Below are 23573 nucleotides of genomic sequence, written 5' to 3'. Positions count from 1 at the left end.
CAGGTTAGGCCTGCTGCGCGCTACGGCAGTGACGTCGATACTCCGACGGCGAGCGTTCGGTGTAGCGTTTGAACACCCGACAAAAATAGTTGCTGTCGACAAAGCCGCAATTGTGCGCAATCTCTTTCACCTTCAGGTCATAGCCGCGCAGTAGCTGCTTCGCCTTTTCCAGACGCACCCGGGTCAGATATTCATTAAATCCCACCGAGCCTGATTTCTGAAAAATATGCGAAAGATAGTTGGGCGTGATGTGAAAACGTTTGGCTACCGATTCCCGCGTCAGCGGTAGACTGAGATTTTCCTCGAGGTAGTCCTGGACGGCGAGAAACAGATCCCGGCTGCGGCTGACGCGCATCTCCAGCCCGACCAGCTGTTCACGACAATGACTCAGCAGCGCGGCGACCACCAGCCGCGCGGTCAGCGGATCGGGCTGCAGGCTGACTTCATTCAGGCTCAGCAACAGGTAGGAACCCACGCGCGGCCCAAGCCGGGAAACGCTCTGTTTTTCCGTGTGCAGGCTTTTTCCGTCCCAGCGCTGAATACTGAATCCCAGTTTCTGCCGACCAAACAGAATGCTCAGGGTAGTGGCCGGACCGGTCCACTGCGGCAGCGTCCACTTCCCCGCCTGCACGTACAGTACCTGGAGTGTGGTTAACGTCGAGGCGGCCAGCGGCAGTCCCTGTTCATTCAGTTGGCCCTCCAGCACAATTTCCAGACGTGGAAACGGCACATTAAAGGCGAGGGCAGGCACGGAGATATCCGGTTCAGGAAATCTCACCTGTAAGTGATCTTTTTGACTGATTAACCGATGCAGAATATCCGGCAGATCTTCAATCATTGCTTGCCCTCAGAATGCGCATTATCCCGTTGATGGTAAGCTATTTTTTCCTGCCAGGCAGCGTTTGTTTCGCCATTTTGCGCCGCGAATTCCCGGCCAGGTGCAGCGCATGCATCACCGGAAACGAGATTGTTGATGCCCATCACATTTTGTTGGCTCGCGTACGTATGTCCAGTTTTTCGTAGCGCTCGCCTCCTGTCATACCCCGTGTGGACCAGTAGAGTTTGTTTGTGTTATCGGAACGTTAAAAAGGAACGCAAAATGAACTCATCCTCGGCTAGCTTTCTCGATGCGCTGGGCGCCGGTCTGGCGCTTAGCGCACAAATGAAATACGAGCTCGACACCCTCGGCTACACCGTCGTGCATAACGTCGTTGACGCCCAGTGGCTGAGCGAAATGCGCCAGTTAATTGATACCCTGGTGGAACGCGAAGGTGACAATCTGGCGATGGAACATCACCAGGAGGCGACAGCGACGCGGATCGCCAATCTGGTGAATAAGGGCGTTATCTGGGAGAAAGTCTGGTCACACCCGCTGATCCTCTCCGCTTGTCGCTACATCTTCAACGGGGATTTTAAAGTTTCCAGCCTGAACGCGCGCGAGGCGCTGTATAACGGCGGCCACCAACCTCTGCACGCCGACTGGAAAAAGCCGCGCCCGGATTTTCCCAAAGTCCACCTGGTGAATACCATCTGGGCGATAGACGATTTGAGCGCCGCCAACGGCGCGCCGCGGATCATTCCTGGTACCCATCTGCGTCCGGAGCTACCGGAGGAAGTGCTGGCCGACCCGGAACAGGCCCATCCCGATGAGATTGTGTTTGCCGCGCCGGCCGGGAGCGTGATGATCTACAACGCCCACGCCTGGCACGGCGGCACGCGTAACCGTGACGGCAGCAGACGACGTGTGCTGCATGGGTTATATATCGATCGTGCGGATACTGCGCAGCAGGACCAGCGGCGCTGGCTCACGCCGGAGACGGCAAGCCGCCTGACGCCGGCGCAAAAGTGGCTGCTGGATGTAGAATAAGGCCTGTCGCCGGTCAGGGTAGTTCTACATAGACGACCGGCTTTTTCATGATGCTTTTCACGGCCTCGACGATCTGCTGCGGCTGCAGCAGGAAGCTCTTGATGCTGGTTTTAATCGTCCGCAGGCCGCGAAAGCGCTGAGGGTCGTCGATTTCGATATCCGTCACCAGCAGCACCACTTCGGCGCGGGCAATATCTTCCGCGGTGATCCGATTTTCAACGCCGAGCGCCCCCTGGGTTTCCACCTTCAGGTGCCATTTTTCATGATGACCGACCTTTTCCAGTCGTTCGGCGGCCATGTAGGTATGCGCCACGCCGCTGACGCAGGCGGTGACGGCGACAATATTGAAGTCCATAACATCCTCCTGGCGTTAACCGCCGATAGTGATGTGGAAGCCGGCCGCTTCGGCCATCACCCGATATGGTTGAATTTCCGCTTCGTCAGGCGCTTTCACGCTGGCCAGCGTCCAGGGTTTGCCCAGCAGACGGTATTTGGGCTCGCCATATTGATGAAACGGCAACAGGTGCATTTCTTTTAGCGCGAAAGGGGCGAGGAACGCCAGAATCTGGCGAAAATTATCGATATTCAGGGTATAGCCTGGGATCAGCGGTACCCGCGGGATCAGGTTGATTTTTCTCGTCGCCAGCTGGCGAAAGTTGTCCAGCACCCGTGGCTGATTCATTCGCAGCAGCGACCGCGCCCGCTCAGGATCCATGATTTTAAAATCAAACAGCACTTCGTCGCTGGATTCAGCCACCGGCAGCAAACGGTCAAAAGCGCAGTCGCCCGCGGTTTCGATAGCGGTGCGGATCCCCCACTGGCGCAGGCGCTGAAGAAAACGGGCGGCAAACCCGGCCTGCATGAGCACCTCCCCGCCGGAGAGGGTGACACCGCCGCCGGAGGCGCGGAAGAAGACTTCATCTTTGAGCACCTCCTCAAGGAGGTTCTCCAGCGTCACGTCGCGACCGATCTGCTCCCATGCCCCGGAGGGACATTCGGCGACGTCCTGCAGGCAGCGCGTGCAGCGCAGGCATTTACTCTCCCGGCGCACGGTCTGAATCTTTGACGAGATCGATTCAGGATTGGCGCACCACGGGCAGGTGTGGGGGCAGCCTTTGAAAAACACCACCGTGCGGATCCCTTGCCCGTCATTAAGCGAGTAGCGTTGGAGGTTAAAAATGCGCGCCGTATCGGCGCGCGTTTCGATGACCTCACAGCTGATGCGCGGTGCGGCGGATAATGTCATCCTGAATCTCCTTCGACAGCTCAACAAAGAAGGCGCTGTAACCTGCGACGCGCACCACCAGGCCGGCAAAATCCTGTGGCCGCTGCTGCGCTTCACGCAGAGTGTCGGCGTTGACTACGTTAAACTGGATATGCTGCAGCTTGAGCTTGCAGAAGGCCTGTAAAAAGTCGGCCAGTTTGTTCAGGCCGCCGTCGCCGGCCAGCGTCGCCGGGGTGAATTTGACGTTTAGCAGCGTACCGTTCGACAGCAGATAGTTATCCAGCTTGCTGACCGATTTCAGCACCGCCGTCGGCCCCTGGGCATCCTGCCCAACCATCGGCGACAGGCCGCCGTCCGCCAGCTGTTCGCCGGCCAGCCGGCCGTCCGGCGTCGCGCCGACCACCGAGCCCAGCGGCACATGCGCGGAGACGGTATAGGAGCCAGGGGTAAAATGGCCTCCGCGAGGGTTCAGATACCGTTCTACCTCTTTACAGTAAAAACGCAGCAGATCGGCGCTAATATTGTCGACGTCGTCGATATCGTTGCCATATTTTTCAAAACGGTTGATCAGCCGGGCGCGGATTTTTTCTCCCTCTGGCGTCTGGAAGTTGGCTTTCAGCACCGCCATCAGTTGGTCAAAGCTGAGGCGCTGTTGCTCGAAGACCATGCCCTTCAGCGCGTGCAGCGAATCGCTCAGGTTCGCGATTCCGATACCCTGAACGCCGGAGAAGTTATAGCGCGCGCCGCCGGCGGTGATATCTTTGCCGTGCTGCACGCAATCTTCAATGAACGAGGAGAGCAGGGGGACCGGCGCCCAGTCGCGGTGGCCGATATCGCAAATGTTGCTGCCCTCGACCATCAGCTTGATGTAATGGCGGATTTTGTCGCGGATCTGGCTGATAAGGCCGTCCCAGCTGACGTCAGACTGATGTTCATTTTCCTGCAGCACAATTTCCATCACCTTCAGCAGATTAAACATCGCGATATCATGCAGGCCATAGGTGCGCCCCGGGATAGAGAGCTCCACGCAGCCGACCACCGCGTAATCGCGGGCATCTTCCAGCGACACGCCGCGGTTTAGGAAGGCCGGGACGACCACCTCATCGTTGAAAATCTGCGGGATGCCGGTGCCCAGGCGAATGGTCTCGGCGGTTTTGCGCAGGAATGGGCGGTCAATCAGCTCATTGACCCGCACGCCCAGGTTCGGCTGCGGTAGCTGTACATTCTGGTAAGCATCGAGGGAAAGAAAGGACAGTACGTTTACTGCGCTACGTCCGGTTTCCGTCAGTCCGCCAAGCAGGGCGGTGTAACCGGTGGGGAAACCGGCGAAATAGCGCGCGCTGCTGGAGGAGCGCAGCAGAACGATATCGTTGCATTTTACCCACAGCGACTCCAGTAGCTCCTTGAGATACGCAGGATCCTGGCCCTGATTCAGCGATGCCTGATAAAAAGGCAGCATGTACTGGTCAAAGCGCCCGAGCGAAATCGAGCTGGCGTTGGACTCGTACTGCAAAATAATATTCATATACCAGAACAGCTGGCAGGCCTGGGCAAAATCCTGCGACCGATGCTGGGCGTTATGGCGTGAGATGGCGGCGATGGTGGCCAGTTCCTGCTGACGCCGGGCATTCGCACAACTGGCGGCCATCTCTTCCGCCAGCGCGGCGTAGCGCAAAATATGGCGCTGAGAGGCTTCAAGTAAGATCAATACCGCCTGATAAAAGTGGTTATCAGGCTGCCGGGCGCGGTGCGAATTTAGCTCGGCGATCAGCGCGTCAAGGCCATGATTCAGCAGGCGGGGATAGTCAATAATAATATGGCCCTGGCCTTTATCCGTCTGGTTAACGCTGAAAATCTGCGTGCTGATAGCGGCCTTTACTTCCTCGGTCATTTGACCGTTGATGAAATCTTTCATTGAGCGCTTTTCCCAGTAAGGGAACAGCGTTTCCCGATATATCCGCTTGTCTTCTTCACTTATTGCGAAGCGGTCCTGCGGACGGGTCGGGAAGGTGTCGAGTTCGTTAAGCAGCCAGTAAGGGTCCATTTCCGGTGACATAATCCCCGCACGTGGTTTGACGGTGCGATTACCGGCAATCAGTTCATCCTCACGAATCGAAATAGCCACCTTATCAAGGATCCATGCCGTCGCTTTCGCCCGGCGAATAATCACCGGTTCGCCCTCCGTCTGCCGATGGCTGGCGGTATAAAGTAATGCGCGTTCGAGGGAGATTTCGCGCGGCTGGGCGAACAGGCTGGCTTTCAGGCGTTGGGTACGATTCGTCATGACAAACTCCATGTGGTGGCGAAGGGCGCGAAGGCGCCCTTTTTAAGGCTTCAGGCGCTCTGGGAAAGGTGGCTGTCTATCTTGTTCATGATGGCGTCGGCGCGCTTGACCGCATCGCTGATATTGACGCGTACGATGGTTTTCCCGGCAAAACGCTCTTCGAATTTGATGCCGATATCTTTGGTCAGAATGACCATATCGGCGGCGGCAATCTCCTCCGCCGTCAGTTCGTTTTCAATGCCGATAGAACCCTGCGTTTCAACCTTGACCTGCCAGCCTTTGGCTTTGGCGGCGCTTTCCAGCGATTCAGCGGCCATATAGGTGTGAGCCACGCCCGACGGGCAGGCGGTGACAGCGATAATGTGGGTCATAATCTGTTCCTTCCAGTCTGTTAGTTAATTTCGAAATCAAGGTCTAGTTCATCGTCAGCGGCGACGTCAGTGGGTTTCTTTTTGGCGAAGGCTTTCAGCAGGATGACGCAGGCAGCGCTGACGCAGGCGCCGACCAGCAGCGCGGCAATAAACCCGAGCTTGCCCTGGACCACCGGCAGCACGATAAGCCCGCCCCAGCCTGCGTAACACTGGGCGCCCATCAGCGCGGCGGTGACGCAGCCGCTGGCGGCGCCAATCATATTGGCCGGAATGACGCGCAGCGGATCCGCGGCGGCAAAGGGAATCGCCCCTTCGGTCACACCAACACAGCCCATCACCAGCGCGGCTTTGCCGGTTTCCCGCTCTTCGGCGGAGAAATATTTGCGGCCGATTAGCGTCGCCAGCCCCATCCCCAGCGGCGGCACGGCGATACCGACGGCAGCGATAGCCACCACGCTGTAGACGCCCTGCGAAACGCAAATCAGCATGAAGGCGTAGGCTACTTTGTTCACCGGGCCGCCCATATCAAAGGCCAGCATCAGACCCATAATGATGGCCAGCACCACAATGCTGCCCTCGCGCATCCCCTGCAGCCAGCCGGTCAGGTTAGCGGTCAGCGCGCCAACTGGCTCGCCAAGCCCCCACATCATGATCCCGGCGGTGATAAAGGTGCCGACGATGGGAATGATGAAAATCGGCATCACCGAGCGCAGAACTTTATGTACGGGGATTTTCTTCAGGTAATAGACCACCAGGCCGCCAATCATGCCGGCGATCAGCGCGCCGAAGAAACCGGCGCCAAAGCTGTTGCCCACCCAGGCGCCGATGGCGCAGGGGGCCAGCGCGGCTCGGTCAGAAATGGAGTAGCCGATGTAGGCGGCGAGAAAGGGCACCATCAGCGTCAGCCCGGCGACGCCGATATCAAAGAGTTTCTTCAGGTTGGGGTCGGTGGCGGCATCGGGTACCGCGCCTTTGCCATACAACATGACGGACACCGCCAGCAGGATCCCGCCGGAGACCACGAAGGGGATCATATGTGACACGCCGGTCATCAGATGCTGGCGAGTATTTTTTAGTATTTGCACCAGTTCGTTCATTGCTTGCTCCTGAGCGCTGTAGGGCCCGTGACAGTATGGATGGCTCAACATTAGAAAAAGGGCGTCGCATAAGACAGTAGAGAAAAAGTGCATTTACTGGATATTTGTAAGATGAGAAAAGAATTGCGATCCACCTCAAATCTTAGTGATGACAGGAGAGATGAGCGCGAACAGGGTGGAATTGTGATGGCGGGCATAAAAAAATATTGTGTGTACAATAGTCCAGTAATTGCCAGTTTTATCACCTAGTCCCTGGGGCCGTCTTTTATTACTTTTTGGGGAAATAATGGATTGCTCTGGAGGAAGGCGATGGCTCTGGTCATTGAATTTACATGTGATTTGCCCAACGGCGTGCATGCGCGTCCGGCCAGTCTGGTCGAAACGCTGTGTAACCGTTTTTCATCAGCGATTGAGTGGCGGAACTTGCGCCGCGAGACCGGCGGAAATGCCAAGAGCGCACTGGCGATTATCGGCAGCAATACTCTGAAGGGCGACGCCTGCCAACTGCTTATCAGCGGCGAAGATGAAGCTGAGGCATTCGCCGCGTTAACGGCCTTTATGCGCGATGAGTTTCCTCACTGTGACGCGCCGCTGCCCGCTGCGCATGCGCTGGACGTCCATCCGGTGCCGGAGTCACTCTCGCGACTGAACCCGACCCTGTTTCATGCCCGCCCGGTGTGCGGCGGCAGCGCGGGGGGCAAGCTGATACATCTCAAGTCCCGCGATCTGCACGAGCTGGGCGAACTGCCCGTCGCCGCCAGTCTTGAACAGGAGCAGGCGGCGCTGGATCATGGCCTGCGCCTGCTGGTAAAAGATATTGAGCTGCGGCTGCTGGACAATGACGGCACCGCCAGCGCGATCCTGGAAGCTCACCGTTCGCTGGCGACGGATGCCTCGCTGCGCCAGCACCTGCTCGACGGCATTCTTACCGGCCTCAGCTGCGCGCAGGCGATTGTCGCCACCAGCGACCACTTCTGCGCCCAGTTCCGCGACTCCGGTAACAGCTATCTGCAGGAGCGGGTACTGGATGTGCGCGACGTTTGCTTCCAGCTGTTACAGCATATCTACGGCGAAGCCCGTTTCCCGGCGCCGGGCCAGCTGCGGGAAGCGGCCATTTGCCTTGCCGACGAGCTGACCCCCAGCCAGTTTCTGGAACTGGATAAAACGCATCTCAAAGGGCTGCTGCTGCGCAGCGGCGGCACCACCTCGCATACCGTGATTCTGGCACGCTCATTCAATATCCCCACTCTGGTTGGCGTGGATTTAGCCGCGCTGCTGCCATGGGTGGATACGCAGGTGCAGATTGACGGCAACGCCGGGCTGTTGGTGGTCGACCTGAGTCCGGCGGTAGCGCGCTATTATCAGCAGGAGGCATGGCTACAGGGGCAAATTCAGCAACAGCAGCAGGTATGGCTCGATAAAGCCGGGCAGACGCAAGACGGTATCCGCGTGGAGATCGCCGCCAATATCGCGCATTCGGTGGAAGCGGTGGCGGCATTCAACCAGGGCGCGCAGTCGGTAGGGTTGTTCCGCACTGAAATGCTGTATATGGATCGCCCGAGCGCGCCGTCGGAAGATGAGCTCTACAACATCTTCTGCCAGGCGCTGGAACCCGCTGCCGGGCGCAGCATTATCGTGCGGACTATGGATATCGGCGGTGATAAGCCGGTGGCCTATCTCAACATCCCTGCGGAAAACAATCCGTTCCTCGGCTACCGCGCGGTGCGCATCTATGAAGAGTATCAGGCGCTGTTTCACACTCAGCTACGGGCGATTTTACGCGCCTCGGCACACGGCTCGCTGAAGATTATGATCCCCATGATTTCATCAATGGAAGAGATCCTGTGGGTGAAAGAGCGACTGGCGGAGGCCAAACAGTCGCTGCGCGCCGAGCAGATCCCGTTTGATGAAAAGATCCCGCTCGGCATCATGCTGGAGGTGCCATCGGTGATGTTTATCATTGACCAGTGCTGTGAAGAGGTGGATTTCTTTAGCATCGGCAGCAACGACTTAACGCAGTATCTGCTGGCGGTGGATCGCGATAACGCGAAAGTGACGCGCCATTACAACAGCCTGAATCCCGCCTTCCTGCGCGCGCTGGACTATGCCGTGCAGGCGGTGCATCGGCAGGGGAAATGGATCGGTCTGTGTGGCGAACTGGGGGCCAAAGGATCGGTGCTACCGCTGCTGGTAGGCCTCGGTTTAGATGAATTGAGCATGAGCGCGCCGGCGATCCCGGCGACCAAATCGCGCCTGGCCCAGCTGGACAGCCGCGCCTGCCGCCAGCTGCTGAATCAGGCCATGCAGTGCCGTACCTCACTGGAAGTGGAGCATCTGCTGGCCCAGTTCCGCATGCGTCAGCAGGATGTGCCGCTGGTGAGCGCCGAGTGCATTACGCTGAATAGCGACTGGCGCAGTAAGGAGGAGGTGCTGAAAGGGATGACGGATAATCTGCTATTGGCCGGCCGCTGTCGCTATCCGCGTAAGCTGGAGGCCGACCTGTGGGCCCGCGAGGCGGTGTTCTCCACCGGTCTGGGCTTTAGCTTCGCCATTCCGCACAGTAAATCCGAGCATATTGAGCAGTCGACTATCAGCGTCGCGCGGCTGGCGCAGCCGGTGATATGGGGCGATGAAGAGGCGCAGTTTGTGATTATGCTGACGCTGAATAAGCACTCGGCGGGCGATCAGCATATGCGAATCTTCTCGCGGCTGGCGCGGCGCATTATGCACGCGGAGTTCCGTCAATCTCTGGTATCCGCTAAGAGCAGCGAGGATATTGCCGACCTGCTGCGCCGCGAACTGGAACTGTGATCTGCACACCGGCCAGCGCCGCTGGCCGGTGTGCGCTTTACAAATCCAGCACTAACCGGCCGCCTTTAGCGCGTGAGCAGCAGATCAGCATACTCTGCTGGCTGGCTTTCTCTTCCTCGCTGTAGTACTGATCGCGGTGGTCGGCTTCGCCCTCCAGAATCAGCGTTTCGCAGGTGCCGCACACGCCTTCGCGGCACAGGCACTCCACTTTCGCCGCTTTGTTATTCTCAATAACCTGCAGAATGGTCATGTCCTGCGGCACGGTAAATTCGCGTCCGGAACGCGCCAGCACCAGCGTAAATGCCTCTCCGCCTTTATCCTCAAGGATAAATTGCTCAAAGTGCAGCTGGCTGGCGGGAACCTGATGGCGTTCGGCGGCGGCTTTAACTGCCTCGTTAAGCGCCGCCGGGCCGCAGGTATAGACGTGGGTTCCGGGCTCGATGTCGGCGAACAGGCGCGACAGATCGAGACGGCTGCCGAGCGCTGAAATGTGAATATTGACCCGGTCGTGCCACGGCGCGGCGCGAAGCGTATCGACGAAAGCATTACTGTCTGCGTCGTGGAAACAGTAGTGCAGCTGCCAGTCGGCCTGCTGTTGTTCCAGTTCCGGAATATGCGACAAGAATGGCGTAATGCCGATACCGCCGGCGATCAGCAGATGCTTGCGCGCCTGTGGTTCGATGGCGAAAAGGTTGTTGGGGGTGGACACCGTCAGGGTATCGCCCGGGCGCACCTGCTGGTGCATAAAGCGCGAGCCGCCTTTGGAAGGCGATTCAAGACGCACCGCAATCTGCCAGCTGGTGGTATCCAGCGGCGAACTCATCAGCGAATAGGCGTTACTGTAGCGCTGCTCGCCATCCTGCATCTGGACGATAATATGGCTGCCGCCGCTGAATGCCGGCAGCGGAGCGCCGGTCGGCGATACCAGCGTAAAACGCTTCACCTGGGCGGTGATCTGTTCAACATCGCGAACGACCGCCTCAAACATTTGATAATCAGACATCGCTGAACTCCATCAAAAAATCCCGGCGTGGCCAGCGCCATCGCCGGGAGAGGACATTTACAACCCCTGGCAGAGATACTTCATCTCCAGGTAATCTTCGATTCCGTGTTCCGACCCTTCGCGGCCAAGGCCGGACTGCTTTACCCCGCCAAACGGCGCGACTTCATTAGAAATCAGCCCGGTATTGATACCGACTATGCCGTATTCCAGCTGTTCGGAGACGCGCCAGATACGGGCGGCATCATTGCTGTAAAAATAGGAGGCGAGACCGTAGATGGTGTCATTCGCCTGCTCAATGACCTCTTGCTCATCCTCAAATTTCACCAACGCCGCCACCGGGCCGAAAATCTCTTCCTGCAGCAGCAGTGACCCTGGCTGTACGTCGCCGATAACCGTAGGGGTGAAGAAATTACCGCCCAGTGGGTGCGCTTTACCGCCGGTTAACAGCGTCGCGCCGCGGGTGAGCGCGTCGTCGAGCAGGGACTGGACTTTGCGCCCGGCGTCGGCGTTGATAAGCGGGCCAATCTGGACATTGGACTCGCTGCCATCGCCGACTTTCAGGGCGGCGACGCGGGCGACGAATTTATCGCAGAATTGGTCGTAGACGGCGCGATGAATATAGAAGCGATTGACGCAGACGCAGGTTTGCCCGGCGTTGCGGAACTTGGCGATCAGCGCTCCCTCGACCGCTTTATCGATATCGGCGTCGTCAAAGACGATAAACGGCGCGTTACCGCCGAGCTCTAGAGAGAGCTTTTTGATGGATTCCGCGCACTGGCGCATCAGCACGCGGCCAACTTCGGTCGAGCCGGTAAAGGAGAGCTTACGTACCCGCTCATCGCCGGTGAACACCGCGCCAATCTCACGCGACTGGCCGGTGACGACGTTAATGACGCCCTGCGGGATCCCGGCCTGATTAGCCAGTTCCGCCATCGCCAGCGCGGTAAACGGCGTTTCGTTGGCGGGCTTGATCACCATCGTACAACCTGCGGCCAGCGCCGGGCCGGCCTTACGGGTGATCATCGCCGCCGGGAAGTTCCACGGGGTAATCGCCGCGCAGACGCCTACCCCCTGGCGGATCACCATCAGGCGTTTATCGGCGCCGGGGGAGGGAATTATCTCGCCGTTGGCGCGTTTCCCTTGTTCGGCAAACCACTCAATAAACGAGGCGGCATAGGCGATTTCGCCTTCCGCTTCCGCCAGCGGCTTGCCCTGCTCGGCGGTCATGATCTGCGCCAGCGCGGTCTTGTTTTCGAGGATCAGGCGGTGCCAGTTCTTCAATAGTGCGGCGCGCTGGGCGGCGGTAAGCGCGCGCCATGCCGGCAGCGCGGCTGCGGCGGCATCCACCGCCTGTTGCGCCTCCGTCCGGCCCATATTGGGGATCTGGCCGAGCGTCGCGCCGGTGGAGGGATTGCTGACGGTAAGCGTCGTGCCGTCGGCAGCGTCGCGCCAGCTTCCGGCAATCAGCGCCTGCTGGCGAAACAGATCTGAGTGAAACACAGACATAGCAAGCTCCTTCGACGATTACTGCTGGAACACCTGGGCCACCAGATTGTGGAAATGCGCGATCCCATGCTCGGAGATACCGCTGCCGCTGTTATCCGCCATAATGCGCCCCTGGCCGCGATAGCCGCGGGACTTCAGCCCCTTCTGCACGCTTTCCACCAGGCGTAAATCTTCCGGGCGGAACACGTCGCGATACCACTCAATCAGCGCTTTCTGATCGTCGGTCAGCTCTTCGTTGGTGAAATAGATGTCGTAATTCTGCAGGGTGGTCTCTTCATCCACCGGGAATTCATAAATGACGGTCATCATGCCTTTGATCGGCGTGACGTTGAGCATGGTGCACGGCCACAGCCAGAAACCGTGGAACGCGGCGTCGGTGCCTTCTTCGAATTTAAACGACTGCTCGGACGGTTTGGCGAAGCCATACTGCAGCGTCCATTTGCCGTGCATGGTGTGCCAGTAACGGTCAACCTGCACGGAATCCGAGAAGCCTGGATGCGCCGGGCCGCAGTGGTAACATTCCAGATAGTTATCGACGATATTTTTCCAGTTCGCTGGAGTAAGGGTGGTAAAGCGGGCCGCCAGTTTCAGATCATGCACGTCCGGACAGGCTTCCAGCACTTTGTCCTGCAGCCCCGGGAGCTGCGTTTCCACGCTCTCTGCCTCCGGGTTCATATTGATAAACACAAAGCCGGCATACTCTTCCAGGCGAACCGGTACCAGCGTTGCCTTTTCGCTATCGAAATTCTCCACGTTTTCGCAGTTGCGGGCGTGGGCGAGATTGCCGTCCAGCTTGAAGGCCCAGGCGTGATAGGGGCAGGTAATCACGTTTTTGGCTTTACCTTCACCGCTCAGCAGCTGGTGGCCGCGGTGCGGGCAGACGTTATAGAAGGCACGCAGAATGTTGTCGCGACCGCGGACGATAACGATATTTTCACCGATGATCTCCCGGGTGATGTAATCGTTCGGCCTGGCGACTTCGCTGCCGTGGGCGACGCAAATCCAGCTATTGGCGAAGATACGCTCTTTCTCGTGCTCAAACGCCTGGCTGTCGGTGTAAAAACGGGCCGGAATGGTCCAGGCATCCTGCGGATTAGCGCAAAAGTTAATCGGCAGGGTGAAGTCAGGGCTCAAATTGCTCATGTAGGGGCTCCTTGTGATTATTGTCAGTAAGAGGTTTTATAGCGACTGGCCGTCGCCTTTGAGTACCGCGCCAACCGGCAGCGTCTCGGCTTTAATAATGGGCTCGGGCGTATGGGTTTCTATCTGATGGACCGGGACGTGGGCGTAGTCCTGTTTTAGCCAGCGTACGAAGCCGCCGGTCTTGATCAGTAAAATGGCAAGGAACGGTAGGGCGGTTAGCACCACGGTGGTTTTCATGGTTTCCAGCGAGGCGCCGGTAAACAGAATCGATAGCGGGATGAGGGTGATCACCACGCACCAGAACAGGCGCATGCCGCGATCCGGATCGTCGCCTTCGCGCAGGTTACGGGTACTGGTCGCCGCCATGGTGTAGGCCACCGCATCCATGTGCGAGGCGAGGAAAACAATCATCACGAACAGATAGGCGGCGAGGAACAGCTTGCCCGCCGGCAGCGACATCAGCACCTGCTGGACGGCGGTTTCGCCGCCGAGGGTTTGCATCACCTGCGGCACGTTAATCACCCCGTTGACGAACTGGTGCATGGCATAGCTTTCCATCACCCCGAAGAAGAACCAGCAGCCGGCGGTACTGCCGAGGATAAGCCCCCAGATTACCTCTTTAATCTTACGTCCGCGGGAGACGCGGGTGACGAACATCGCTACGCCAGGGGTATAGGAGATCCACCACAACCAGTAGAAGACGGTCCAGTTGCGGGTAAAGGCGCCGTCGCCGAGCGGGTCGGTAAACAGGCTCATCTGCAGGAAGTTTTGGCTCGTCAGCCCGATGGCGTTGATGATGTTATTGGTGATGAATTCGGTCGGGCCAACCAGTAATACCACCAATGGCAGCAGGAACGCCCCCCAGCCGACCATTTTGCTCAGTCGCTGCAGGCCGTTGTTGATACCAATCCACGAACTCATGCAGAAAATACCGCCGGAGAGCAGGATCACAAACGCCTGGACGGTGAAGTTATCCGGCAGTCCGGTGAGTGCTGACAGGCCGCGCGTGAAGGTGGCGGCTGTGACCACCAGCGAAATGGTTAACGCACCGACGGTGGCGATCAGGAACATTAGATCGACCAGGCGGCCCCAGAACCCCTGCGGATTAACGCCGGTGATCGCCGAAACGATCCCGGAGAGGCTGAGACCTTTATTTTTCCGCACGTGGAAGTGATAGGCCATGATCAGCGAAGCGAGGGTATAGGTTGCCCAGGCGCTAATGCCCCAGTGGAAGAAAGAGTAAGGGATGCTGTATTCCAGCGCTTTCGGCGATTGCGGGGCAATGTTAAGGCCCGGGGTCTGGTAGTAATAAGCCCATTCGGCAACGCCCCAGTACAGCGTGGAGGAGCCGAGCCCGGCGCAGATAAACATAAACAGCCATGAGAGGGTACTGTATTCGACTTTGCCTTCACCGAGGCGGATATTGCCGTATTTGCTGGTGGCCAGATAGAGCACCAGTCCCAGCGCCAGCAGCACCAGTACCTGTACCGTGGAACCCAGCAGGCGGGTGACGCCGTTAAAAATCGAATTAGCCGCCTGGGCGGTTTGTTGGGGGAAGAGACTTAATGTAGCGGCGATGAAAACAATGGCCGCCAGGCTGATGGCAATCAGCGGCACATCTTTTTTCTTTACGTTGCTCAACATGAGTGATCTCCTGGGCATGATTGCCCGTCGGTGGCTTTAGCCTGTCGTTGTTATCACGCTGTAGGGTCAGGGTTCGTAGCAAGATGCTATTAACAATTGGATTATTTCTTCGTTACATGAATTAAACAATTGGCCGATTCGTGAAGCAATAAAACACGGAACGGAAATAATAAAAGGTGAATTGGCGCAGGTTCTGTCCTTCCAGGAATGAATAAAGTTCGCCGCTGTGATGCGGTTCACTTGCCAACCGTGGGGGATTCTGCATTCAGAGGAGAGGGGGGAGTTGGCGGGCCAGGCGCGCGGGTTTTCCCGGGTAGCGGCTGCGCCTTACCCGGGCTACTCGCGGTGCCGTTTTTTGCCGGGTGGCGGGTAACGCCATACCCAGGCGATATTCTCGTGCCATTGTAGCCCCGGTAAGCGCAGCGCCACCGGGGAGCGGCGGGGTAATTACGCTAAAATGGCTTTGCAGATAGCGTCGCTGACCTGCTGCGTTGAGGCGTTGCCTTTCATATCCGGGGTTTTCGGCCCGCTGGCGATCACCTGCTCTATCGCCGCCAGAATGCCGTTATGCGCCGCGTGGTAGCGCTCATCGCCGTTGCCGAGGAAATCGAGCATCATCGCCCCGGCCCAAACGGTAGCGATCGGGTTGGCGATATTTTTACCGTAGATATCCGGCGCCGACCCGTGAACCGGTTCGAACAGCGACGGGAAAGTCCGCTCTGGGTTCAGGTTAGCCGAAGGGGCAATACCGATGGTGCCGGTACAGGCCGGGCCGAGATCCGACAGAATATCGCCAAACAGGTTCGAGCCGACGACCACGTCGAAACGCTCCGGCTGCAGCACGAAGCGGGCGCAGAGAATATCGATATGCTGCTTGTCCCAGCGGATCTCGGGATAGCTTTTGGCCATCTCTTCCACCCGCTCATCCCAGTAGGGCATGCTGATCGCCAGACCGTTAGATTTGGTGGCTGAGGTCAGCGTTTTGCGCGGACGGCTTTGCGCCAGCTCGAAGGCGTAGCGCAGGATCCGGTCCACGCCGCGGCGGGTGAAGACCGACTCCTGAATCACCACTTCATGCTCGGTGCCTTCATTGGCGCGGCCGCCGAGGGCGGAATATTCGCCTTCGGTATTTTCGCGCACCACGTAGAAATCGATATCGCCGGCCTTTTTACCCGCCAGCGGGCAGGGGACGCCGGGGAACAGACGCACCGGACGCAGGTTGACGTATTGGTCAAACTCACGGCGGAACTTCAGCAGCGATCCCCATAGCGAGATATGGTCGGGAACGGTATCCGGCCAGCCGACGGCGCCGAAATAGATAGCATCGAAGCCCTGCAACTGCTCGCGCCAGTCGTCCGGCATCATCTTGCCGTGATGGGCGTAATATTGGCAGCTTGCCCATTCCATCTGCTCGAAGCTCAATGACAGATCCCAACGCTGTGCGGCGGCTTGCAGCACGCGAATCCCTTCAGGCAGCACTTCTTTGCCAATTCCGTCACCCGGGATGGCGGCAATACGAAAGGTTTTTTTCATTCCGGTTCTCACTTTTTAGCGATGATGTTTGACCACCTGCCTATCCTATAATTGACTGGTTCATAATTAATCACGCTAACTGGTGAAACATAAAACACAGATCATGAATAATCTGCCGCTGCTAAATGATTTACGCGTCTTTATGCTGGTCGCTCGCCGGGCCGGGTTCGCCGCCGCCGCCGAGGAGCTTGGCGTCTCACCGGCGTTTGTCAGCAAGCGGGTTTCGCTGCTGGAGCAAACCCTGCATGTGATGTTGCTGCACCGGACCACCCGCCGGGTCACCATTACCGAAGAGGGGGAGCGGATCTACGAGTGGGCGCAGCGCATTTTGCAGGATGTCGATGAGATGATGGACGAGCTTTCCGACGTGCGCCAGGTGCCGCAGGGAACGCTGCGTATTATCAGCAGCTTCGGCTTTGGCCGTCGGGTAGTGGCCCCGGCACTGTCGGCGCTGGCCCTTCAGTACCCGCAGCTGGAGTTGCGTTTCGATGTCCAGGACCGGCTGGTGGATTTAGTCAATGAAGGGGTGGATCTTGATATTCGCGTCGGCGATGATATCGCACCGAATCTGATTGCCCGCCAGCTGGCGGCTAATCACCGCGTACTCTGCGCTTCGCCGCAGTTTCTTGCCCGCCATGCGCCGCCGAAACAGCTGAGCGATCTGGCCGCCTTACCCTGCCTGGTGATTAAAGAGCGCGATCACCCGTTCGGCGTCTGGCAGTTGCACAGCAAAGAGGGCCAGCATGCGATCAAGGTGACCGGGCCGCTCTCCTCCAACCATGGTGAAATTGTGCATCAGTGGTGTCTGGACGGGCAGGGGATTGCGTTACGTTCATGGTGGGACGTCCGGGAGAATATCGCCAGCGGGCATCTGGTGCAGGTGCTGCCGGACTACTGGCAGCCGGCCAACGTCTGGGCGGTTTACGTCTCCCGGCTGGCGACGTCGGCGAAGATCCGCACTACCGTGGAGTTTCTGCGCCACTACTTTCAGCAGCACTATCCGCAGCATGAGCCGACGGCCAGCGCCGTCGGCAGAGGCGATTAAACCCCAAGGCGGTCGCGCAGGCTGTAGTAGGCGGCGCCCATGGCGGTGAAGGGTATACGCAGGCTGCGGCCGCCCGGGAACGGGTAATGCGGCAGTTTGGCGAAAGCGTCAAAGCGCTCGGCATCGCCGCGCAGCAGCTCTGAAATCAAGCGTCCGGCCAGATGCGTACAGGTCACGCCGTGTCCGCTGTAGCCCTGCATGTAGTAAATATTGTTATCGAGACGGCCGAACTGCGGCATCCGTGACAGGGTCAGCAGGAAGTTGCCGGTCCAGCGGTAGTCAATCTTCACCCCCTGCAGCTGCGGGAAGGTTTTCAGCAGCTTCGGCATAATCAGTCGTTCCACATCGTCCGGATCGCGGGCGCCGTAGACCACACCGCCGCCGTACAGCAGGCGGTTGTCGCCGGTCAGACGGTAGTAGTCCAGCAGGTAGTTACAATCTTCCACACAGTAGTTTTTCGGGATCAGCGAGCGGGCGACCTCTTCCGATAGCGGAGCGGTCGTCACCACCTGGGTGCCGCACGGCATGCTGCGTTTCGCCAGTTCCGGCTCCAGTTTATCGCCGAGATAGGCGTTGCCGGCGACGATCACGTAGCGCGCGGTGACCTGGCCGTGCGCGGTGCTGACCACCGCCGGGCTGGTGTGCTGGATGCGGGTGACCGGCGACTGCTCATACACCCGGCCGCCGTTCAGACGAATAGCGTCCGCTTCGCCGATGGCGAGGTTGAGCGGGTGAATATGGCCGCCGCTGTGGTCAAGCAGGGCGCCGACGTAGCGGTCGCTGTCCACTTCGCGACGAATGGCCTCTCTGTCCAGCAGCTCCAGCTGGGTGTTGCCGTAGCGCTCCCAGTTGGCTTTCTGCTCTTCCAGGGTGTCCAGCTGTTTATGGTTCATCGCCACGAACAGGCCGCCAGGACGGTAATCGCACTGGATTTGATAACGCTGGATCCGTTCGCGGATGATATCGCCGCCTTCGAACATCATGCTGCCGAGCATTTTCGCCGCATCCGGGCCGTAGTTTTTCTCAATGACGTCGATATCGCGGCTGTAGGAGTTAACCAGTTGACCGCCGTTGCGGCCGCTGGCGCCGAAGCCGATGCGCGCCCCTTCCAGCACCACCACGTCGTAGCCCATTTCGGCCAGATGCAGGGCAGACGAGAGGCCGGTGTAGCCGCCGCCGACAACGCAGACGTCGCAGCTTATCGATTCGTCCAGCGTTGGGAACGGTTCATACTTGTTGGCGCTGGCAGCGTAGTAGCTAGTGGTATGTTCAGTCATGATCAAGACTCCAGGGCAATCCAGATGGTTTTCAGTTCGGTGAATTTTTCCAGCGCGTGCAGCGATTTATCGCGCCCGTTGCCGCTCTGCTTGTAGCCGCCGAACGGAACGGTCATATCACCATCGTTGTAGTTGTTGACGAAGACCGAACCGGCCTTCAGGCGACGGCTCATGCGGTGGGCGCGGGAGAGATCGCGGGTCCACACCGCGGCGCCGAGGCCGTAGTCGCTGTCGTTGGCGAGCCGCAGCGCTTCTTCTTCGCTTTTGAAGCGCGTGACCACCAGTACCGGGCCGAAGATCTCTTCCCGGCTAAGGCGAGAGGCCGGGTCGACGTCAACGAAAATGGTCGGGCCGACGGCGGCAGGCCACGGATTTTTACGCCCGTCGAGGAACAGGGTACTTTGGCTTTCACCGCCGCGAATAAAGCTATGCACGTTGTCGGCATGGGTATTGTCAATCAGCATCCCCATGGTGGTGTCCGGATCGAGCGGGTTGCCCGGCTGCCAGAGCTGCGCCTCAGCTTTCAGCCGCGCCAGGAACTCATCGGCGATGCTCTCCTCGAGCAGCAAACGGGTCCCGGCAATGCACACCTGGCCCTGGTTGTAGAAGATGCCGCCGGCGGTGGCGCTGACCGCTTGTTGCAGATCCGGGCAGTCGGCGAAGACAATGTTGGCGCTCTTGCCGCCGGCTTCCAGCCACACGCGCTTCATATTGCTGTCGCCAGCGTCTTTCAACAGTTGCTTGCCGGTACGGGTAGAGCCGGTGAAGGTAATGACTTCAACATCAGGATGCAGGGCCAGCGCCTGTCCGGCCTCATGACCAAAGCCGCTGACCACGTTCAATACCCCGTCGGGCAGGCCGGCCTCTTTCGCCAGACCAGCCAGACGCAGGGCGGTGAGCGGCGATTTTTCCGACGGTTTGAGGATCACGCTGTTGCCCGCCGCCAGCGCCGGGCCGAGTTTCCAGCAGGCCAGCAGCAGCGGGAAGTTCCAGGGGACTACCGCGGCAATCACGCCAATCGGTTCACGAACGATCATTGCCAGTTCGTTGCCGCCGGTGGGGGCCACTTCGCCATAGACTTTATCCAGCGCTTCGGCGTACCAGCGAATGGCGCGGGCGGCGCCGGGAATATCGTCGCGCAGGCTGTGGCGGATCGGTTTGCCGGTATCCAGTGTTTCCAGCAGCGCCAGTTCTTCACGATGGGCTTCCATCAGGTCAGCAAAACGAGTGAGAACCGCTTTACGCCGGGCCGGAGAGGCCTGCGACCAGTCGCCGTTATCAAATGCCTGGCGCGCGGCCTTCACCGCCAGGTCGACATCGGCTTTTTTACCGCGGGCGACCTGCGCTAATGTCTGCTGTGCGGCAGGATCGATAGTCTCGAAGGTGGTATTATCGGCCGCGGCGCAATATTCGCCGTTAATAAATAAGCGCGTTTCAATGGCCAGGTTTTTCGCTTTTTCCTGCCAGAAAGCCAGGTGCTGAAAATTCATCATGACTCCTTACAAACATTATCGGCAAATTGATCAGTTCGGCGTTTTCAGGCTGCACGGGGCTCTGCGCCGGCCGCAGGGCGTAGCGTATCCCCGGAGTTGAATACCGTTTTATTCCCCTGAATAATTCAGGAGCGAGTCGCCATGCACAGGCGTTAATTATTTCAGGGCCAGCAGGAAATAATATTCCGTACGGCGCAGGCGTTATTGCTGCAAGTTATTCGCCGTGACGAAAATAAATTTTCCGCCACGACAGGCCTGAATAAAGCCTGAACCTCGTTCAGGCTAAATAATCAGAATGTGGTGGGGGTGTGGGCACTGATGATGCGGCAGATGCCTGCCGAGGTGTTGCTGAAGCTGTGCGGGATGCCGGTATTAATGGCATAACTCTGTCCAGCCACCAGGTGATACGACTGACCGTTAATCGTCAGCACGATCTCACCTTCCAGTATGGTGCCTATCTCCTCACCCTGATGCTTAATCCTCTCCCCGGTCGTGGTTCCAGGCTGGTAAGTTTCAAAAATCATCGCCAGCGTACGGTTCGGATTTCCGTTATGAACCAGCTTCATGGAAACGCCCTGACTTCCCATCTCAATCAGGTCATCCTGATTAATGACCACCTGGGGTTCGTCCGGCTTTTCGGGTTCAGAAAAGAATTCCGAGAGCGACAGCCCATAGACTTTCAGCAGCTTTTGCAGCGTACTGATGGCGGGACTGACTTTGTCCTGCTCTATGGTGCTGATGGCACTATGTGTTAACCCAGACAGTTCGGCGGCACGACGTTGTGAGAGACCCAGCTGTTGGCGGATCTCTGACAGACGTTTCCCTGGCGCCAGTCCGTCATCGCTCATATTTGCATTTCCTTAACGGTAGTGGTCAGCGCCGCCGCTTTTCAGCATGATGGCCCTGACAGGCGGTGATAAAACCATCAAACAACATACGCGACAGGGCGTATTCGCTACTGTTCCATTCAGGATGCCACTGTACGCCCAACGCAAAAGGATGATCGTTCACGCTGACCGCTTCCACCAGTCCATCCGGCGCTCGCGCCTCCACGCGCAGCTGTGGACTGAGGGTTTTTGCCCCTTGCCCATGTAGCGAGTTTACCCAAAACGTGTTGCAGCCCGGTAGCAATTGCGACAGCAATCCTCCTTCATGAACCTCAACCTGATGGGACGGCGCATACTGCTGCTCGACGGGCAGTTCAGGATCTTCGCGATGCTCCAGCAGCTCAGGCTGCTCGAACAGACGACGATACAGAGTCCCACCGGTGGCGACAACCAGTTCCTGCAGTCCACGACAGATGGCGAAAATGGGGATGCGCCTTTCGAGTGCGGCGTTAATCAGCGCCATGCTCAGAAGATCACGCCCGGGGTCGGCGTCAGGCTCATCGCCGTTTTCACCATAAAGGTGCGGCTGCACATTGCTGGGGCTGCCTGGCAGGTATATCCCGTCCAGTTTATCGACTAACGCGTTCAGCAGCTCCGGCTCCGCCAGCGCATGTGGCAGGGCGATCGGCAGTCCGCCGGCGTTAACAATTGCATTCAGGTACTTTTCTTGCAAGGTCTGGGTCTCGTGACCCTTAAGCCTGTTTCTACACATCACGACGCCAATAACTGGCTTGTACATTATATTTTCCATGATCGCCCTCACAAAGTGGACTAAATTATGACCGCTATAGCGGGTTTAACGGCCATATCGTTCAATATTTTCTCAATCTAGCAGTGGAAATAGCCCTTTGCAAACTTAATTTAACATTTGACAAACAATTTATTTGCATACACAGTCGATGGGGTGGACATTATATTTAACGGTCCGGATGCAGGACCGAAACCCAACCAACGGCGGTGAATCATGGAAACCAATATCGTAGAAGTTGAGAATTTTGTTCAGCAGACGGAAGAGAGACGGGTCAGCGCGTTCGCGAAAGAAGTGAAGCGCTACCTTGAAACCTACCCCGATACCCAATATGTCGATGTCCTCCTCACTGACCTGAACGGCTGCTTCCGCGGCAAGCGCATTCCGGTTGCCGGCCTGAGCAAGCTGGAGAAAGGCTGTTATTTCCCGGCCTCGGTGTTTGCGATGGATATTCTCGGCAACGTCGTGGAAGAGGCTGGTCTGGGCCAGGAGATGGGCGAGCCGGATCGCAGCTGCATCCCGGTGCCCGGCACCTTAACGCCTTCGGCGGCCGATCCGCAGTCGATAGCCCAGGTACAGCTGACCATGGTTGATGAAGATGGCGCTCCCTTTGACGTTGAGCCGCGGAACGTACTCAACCGCCTCTGGCAGCAGTTGCGCCAGCGCGGGCTGTTCCCCGTGGTAGCGGTAGAGCTGGAGTTCTATTTACTGGACCGCAAACGCGATGCCGAAGGCTACCTGCAGCCACCGTGTGCGCCGGGCACTGACGATCGCAACACCCAAAGCCAGGTCTACTCAGTCGATAACCTTAACCACTTTGCCGACGTACTCAACGACATTGACGAGCTGGCCAAACTGCAGCTGATCCCCGCCGATGGCGCGGTGGCGGAAGCCTCGCCGGGCCAGTTTGAAATCAACCTTCACCATACCGATAACGTGCTGGATGCCTGCGATGATGCGCTGGCCTTAAAACGTCTCGTGCGTTTAATGGCGGAGAAGCATAAGATGCACGCCACTTTTATGGCGAAGCCTTATGAAGAGCATGCCGGCAGTGGGATGCACATCCACATCAGCATGCTGAACAATAAAGGGGAAAACGTGCTGGTGGACGGCGACGGGGAAGACTCTGCGCTGCTCAAACGCGCATTGGCCGGGATGATCGATCTGATGCCGGCCTCGATGGCGCTGCTGGCACCGAACGTGAACTCGTATCGCCGTTTCCAGCCGGGGATGTACGTGCCGACGCAGGCTTCGTGGGGGCATAACAACCGCACCGTCGCGCTGCGTATTCCGTGCGGCGAACGACAGAACCACCGCGTGGAGTATCGCGTGGCCGGGGCGGACGCCAACCCGTATCTGGTAATGGCGGCGATTTTTGCCGGTATTTTGCACGGGCTGGATAACCCCCAGCTGCCTTTGCAGGAAGAGGTGGAAGGTAACGGTCTGGAACAAGAGGGCCTGCCGTTCCCGATCCGCCAGAGCGACGCGCTGTGGGAGTTTATGCAGAACGATCATCTGCGCGAGCGCCTCGGCGAGCGTTTCTGCCACGTTTTCCATGCCTGTAAGCATGATGAATTACTGCAGTTTGAGCGTCTTATCACAGAAACTGAAATCGAGTGGATGTTGAAAAACGCCTGAT

The 23573-nt window shown here is 58.2% G+C and carries 19 protein-coding genes; 4 read left to right on the top strand and 15 right to left on the bottom strand.

All coding sequences use genetic code 11. The features are described 5' to 3' along the window. Positions 1-4: 4 nt before the first annotated feature. Positions 5-838, bottom strand: a complete 834-nt coding sequence (locus LGL98_RS16210; RefSeq protein ID WP_136030552.1) for a helix-turn-helix transcriptional regulator — start codon at positions 836-838, stop codon at positions 5-7. Positions 839-1099: 261 nt separating this feature from the next. Here LGL98_RS16210 and LGL98_RS16205 point away from each other — a divergent pair, with 261 nt between their 5' ends. Beyond that, a complete protein-coding gene (locus LGL98_RS16205; protein WP_136030554.1) occupies positions 1100-1867 on the top strand; it encodes a phytanoyl-CoA dioxygenase family protein in 768 nt (255 codons plus the stop codon). Positions 1868-1880: 13 nt separating this feature from the next. On the opposite strand, the gene LGL98_RS16200 is transcribed toward LGL98_RS16205, so the two are convergent. From LGL98_RS16200 to LGL98_RS16180, 5 genes are read right to left on the bottom strand one after another with little or no spacing between them, the layout of a single operon-like run. Further along, positions 1881-2222 (bottom strand): PTS fructose-like transporter subunit IIB, encoded by a 342-nt coding sequence (locus tag LGL98_RS16200; protein ID WP_008805913.1) that lies wholly within the window; start codon positions 2220-2222, stop codon positions 1881-1883. Positions 2223-2237: 15 nt separating this feature from the next. Next, complete coding sequence (locus LGL98_RS16195) at positions 2238-3113, bottom strand: [formate-C-acetyltransferase]-activating enzyme (protein WP_136030556.1); 876 nt, start codon at positions 3111-3113, stop codon at positions 2238-2240. Next, positions 3079-5376, bottom strand: coding sequence for a formate C-acetyltransferase (locus LGL98_RS16190; RefSeq protein WP_136030558.1), 2298 nt, complete (start codon positions 5374-5376; stop codon positions 3079-3081). The genes LGL98_RS16195 and LGL98_RS16190 overlap by 35 nt, the downstream gene beginning before the upstream one ends. Before the next feature lie 50 nt (positions 5377-5426). After that, complete coding sequence (locus LGL98_RS16185; protein ID WP_004179264.1) at positions 5427-5747, bottom strand: PTS fructose-like transporter subunit IIB; 321 nt, start codon at positions 5745-5747, stop codon at positions 5427-5429. Between the two features lie 20 nt (positions 5748-5767). Continuing rightward, a complete protein-coding gene (locus LGL98_RS16180) occupies positions 5768-6844 on the bottom strand; it encodes a PTS fructose transporter subunit EIIC (protein WP_136030560.1) in 1077 nt (358 codons plus the stop codon). Between the two features lie 309 nt (positions 6845-7153). Between LGL98_RS16180 and ptsP the strand changes: the two genes are divergently transcribed. Further along, entirely contained in the window at positions 7154-9655 is a 2502-nt protein-coding gene (ptsP, locus tag LGL98_RS16175; RefSeq protein ID WP_136030562.1) for a phosphoenolpyruvate--protein phosphotransferase, read from the top strand. Positions 9656-9692: 37 nt separating this feature from the next. On the opposite strand, the gene LGL98_RS16170 is transcribed toward ptsP, so the two are convergent. The 5 genes from LGL98_RS16170 to LGL98_RS16150 all read right to left on the bottom strand — a co-directional run bounded on the left by LGL98_RS16170 (position 9693) and on the right by LGL98_RS16150 (position 16484). Further along, positions 9693-10658, bottom strand: coding sequence for a PDR/VanB family oxidoreductase (locus LGL98_RS16170; RefSeq protein WP_136030564.1), 966 nt, complete (start codon positions 10656-10658; stop codon positions 9693-9695). Positions 10659-10715: 57 nt separating this feature from the next. After that, complete coding sequence (locus tag LGL98_RS16165; RefSeq protein WP_136030566.1) at positions 10716-12164, bottom strand: NAD-dependent succinate-semialdehyde dehydrogenase; 1449 nt, start codon at positions 12162-12164, stop codon at positions 10716-10718. Positions 12165-12182: 18 nt separating this feature from the next. After that, positions 12183-13307, bottom strand: a complete 1125-nt coding sequence (gene yeaW / locus LGL98_RS16160) for a carnitine monooxygenase, oxygenase subunit YeaW (protein WP_136030568.1) — start codon at positions 13305-13307, stop codon at positions 12183-12185. A 36-nt stretch (positions 13308-13343) separates the two neighbouring features. Further along, positions 13344-14951 (bottom strand): BCCT family transporter, encoded by a 1608-nt coding sequence (locus LGL98_RS16155; protein WP_136030569.1) that lies wholly within the window; start codon positions 14949-14951, stop codon positions 13344-13346. A 447-nt stretch (positions 14952-15398) separates the two neighbouring features. Continuing rightward, positions 15399-16484 (bottom strand): tartrate dehydrogenase, encoded by a 1086-nt coding sequence (locus tag LGL98_RS16150; protein WP_136030571.1) that lies wholly within the window; start codon positions 16482-16484, stop codon positions 15399-15401. Positions 16485-16566: 82 nt separating this feature from the next. Here LGL98_RS16150 and LGL98_RS16145 point away from each other — a divergent pair, with 82 nt between their 5' ends. Further along, positions 16567-17529 (top strand): LysR family transcriptional regulator, encoded by a 963-nt coding sequence (locus LGL98_RS16145; protein ID WP_162263256.1) that lies wholly within the window; start codon positions 16567-16569, stop codon positions 17527-17529. Here LGL98_RS16145 and LGL98_RS16140 read toward each other — a convergent pair. The 4 genes from LGL98_RS16140 to puuD form a co-directional block, all read right to left on the bottom strand. Then, positions 17526-18806 (bottom strand): NAD(P)/FAD-dependent oxidoreductase, encoded by a 1281-nt coding sequence (locus LGL98_RS16140; RefSeq protein WP_136030573.1) that lies wholly within the window; start codon positions 18804-18806, stop codon positions 17526-17528. The genes LGL98_RS16145 and LGL98_RS16140 overlap by 4 nt on opposite strands. Positions 18807-18808: 2 nt before the next feature. Continuing rightward, positions 18809-20296, bottom strand: coding sequence for an aldehyde dehydrogenase PuuC (gene puuC, locus LGL98_RS16135; protein ID WP_136030575.1), 1488 nt, complete (start codon positions 20294-20296; stop codon positions 18809-18811). Between the two features lie 293 nt (positions 20297-20589). After that, entirely contained in the window at positions 20590-21147 is a 558-nt protein-coding gene (gene puuR, locus LGL98_RS16130) for an HTH-type transcriptional regulator PuuR (protein WP_002898590.1), read from the bottom strand. A 25-nt stretch (positions 21148-21172) separates the two neighbouring features. Continuing rightward, entirely contained in the window at positions 21173-21925 is a 753-nt protein-coding gene (gene puuD, locus LGL98_RS16125; protein WP_168435251.1) for a gamma-glutamyl-gamma-aminobutyrate hydrolase, read from the bottom strand. Positions 21926-22150: 225 nt separating this feature from the next. Between puuD and LGL98_RS16120 the strand changes: the two genes are divergently transcribed. Continuing rightward, positions 22151-23572 carry a glutamine synthetase family protein gene (locus tag LGL98_RS16120; protein ID WP_002898595.1) on the top strand — a complete coding sequence of 474 codons (1422 nt, stop codon included), beginning with the start codon at positions 22151-22153 and terminating at the stop codon, positions 23570-23572. The last annotated feature ends 1 nt before the right edge of the window (position 23573 follow it).

Origin of the sequence: Klebsiella africana, assembly GCF_020526085.1 — a bacterium.
GTDB classification, from domain to species: Bacteria; Pseudomonadota; Gammaproteobacteria; order Enterobacterales; family Enterobacteriaceae; genus Klebsiella; species Klebsiella africana.
The sequence above is the reverse complement of the archived record's forward strand: the minus strand, read 5'-3'. Positions and strand labels throughout refer to the sequence as shown.

Bases quoted from the DNA above. Each gene is read 5' to 3' on its own strand.
- LGL98_RS16210 (WP_136030552.1), bottom strand. From the start codon at position 838: ATGATTGAAGATCTGCCGGATATTCTGCATCGGTTAATCAGTCAAAAA.
- LGL98_RS16205 (WP_136030554.1), top strand. From the start codon at position 1,100: ATGAACTCATCCTCGGCTAGCTTTCTCGATGCGCTGGGCGCCGGTCTG.
- LGL98_RS16200 (WP_008805913.1), bottom strand. From the start codon at position 2,222: ATGGACTTCAATATTGTCGCCGTCACCGCCTGCGTCAGCGGCGTGGCG.
- LGL98_RS16195 (WP_136030556.1), bottom strand. From the start codon at position 3,113: ATGACATTATCCGCCGCACCGCGCATCAGCTGTGAGGTCATCGAAACG.
- LGL98_RS16190 (WP_136030558.1), bottom strand. From the start codon at position 5,376: ATGACGAATCGTACCCAACGCCTGAAAGCCAGCCTGTTCGCCCAGCCG.
- LGL98_RS16185 (WP_004179264.1), bottom strand. From the start codon at position 5,747: ATGACCCACATTATCGCTGTCACCGCCTGCCCGTCGGGCGTGGCTCAC.
- LGL98_RS16180 (WP_136030560.1), bottom strand. From the start codon at position 6,844: ATGAACGAACTGGTGCAAATACTAAAAAATACTCGCCAGCATCTGATG.
- ptsP (WP_136030562.1), top strand. From the start codon at position 7,154: ATGGCTCTGGTCATTGAATTTACATGTGATTTGCCCAACGGCGTGCAT.
- LGL98_RS16170 (WP_136030564.1), bottom strand. From the start codon at position 10,658: ATGTCTGATTATCAAATGTTTGAGGCGGTCGTTCGCGATGTTGAACAG.
- LGL98_RS16165 (WP_136030566.1), bottom strand. From the start codon at position 12,164: ATGTCTGTGTTTCACTCAGATCTGTTTCGCCAGCAGGCGCTGATTGCC.
- yeaW (WP_136030568.1), bottom strand. From the start codon at position 13,307: ATGAGCAATTTGAGCCCTGACTTCACCCTGCCGATTAACTTTTGCGCT.
- LGL98_RS16155 (WP_136030569.1), bottom strand. From the start codon at position 14,951: ATGTTGAGCAACGTAAAGAAAAAAGATGTGCCGCTGATTGCCATCAGC.
- LGL98_RS16150 (WP_136030571.1), bottom strand. From the start codon at position 16,484: ATGAAAAAAACCTTTCGTATTGCCGCCATCCCGGGTGACGGAATTGGC.
- LGL98_RS16140 (WP_136030573.1), bottom strand. From the start codon at position 18,806: ATGACTGAACATACCACTAGCTACTACGCTGCCAGCGCCAACAAGTAT.
- puuC (WP_136030575.1), bottom strand. From the start codon at position 20,296: ATGAATTTTCAGCACCTGGCTTTCTGGCAGGAAAAAGCGAAAAACCTG.
- puuR (WP_002898590.1), bottom strand. From the start codon at position 21,147: ATGAGCGATGACGGACTGGCGCCAGGGAAACGTCTGTCAGAGATCCGC.
- puuD (WP_168435251.1), bottom strand. From the start codon at position 21,925: ATGTACAAGCCAGTTATTGGCGTCGTGATGTGTAGAAACAGGCTTAAG.
- LGL98_RS16120 (WP_002898595.1), top strand. From the start codon at position 22,151: ATGGAAACCAATATCGTAGAAGTTGAGAATTTTGTTCAGCAGACGGAA.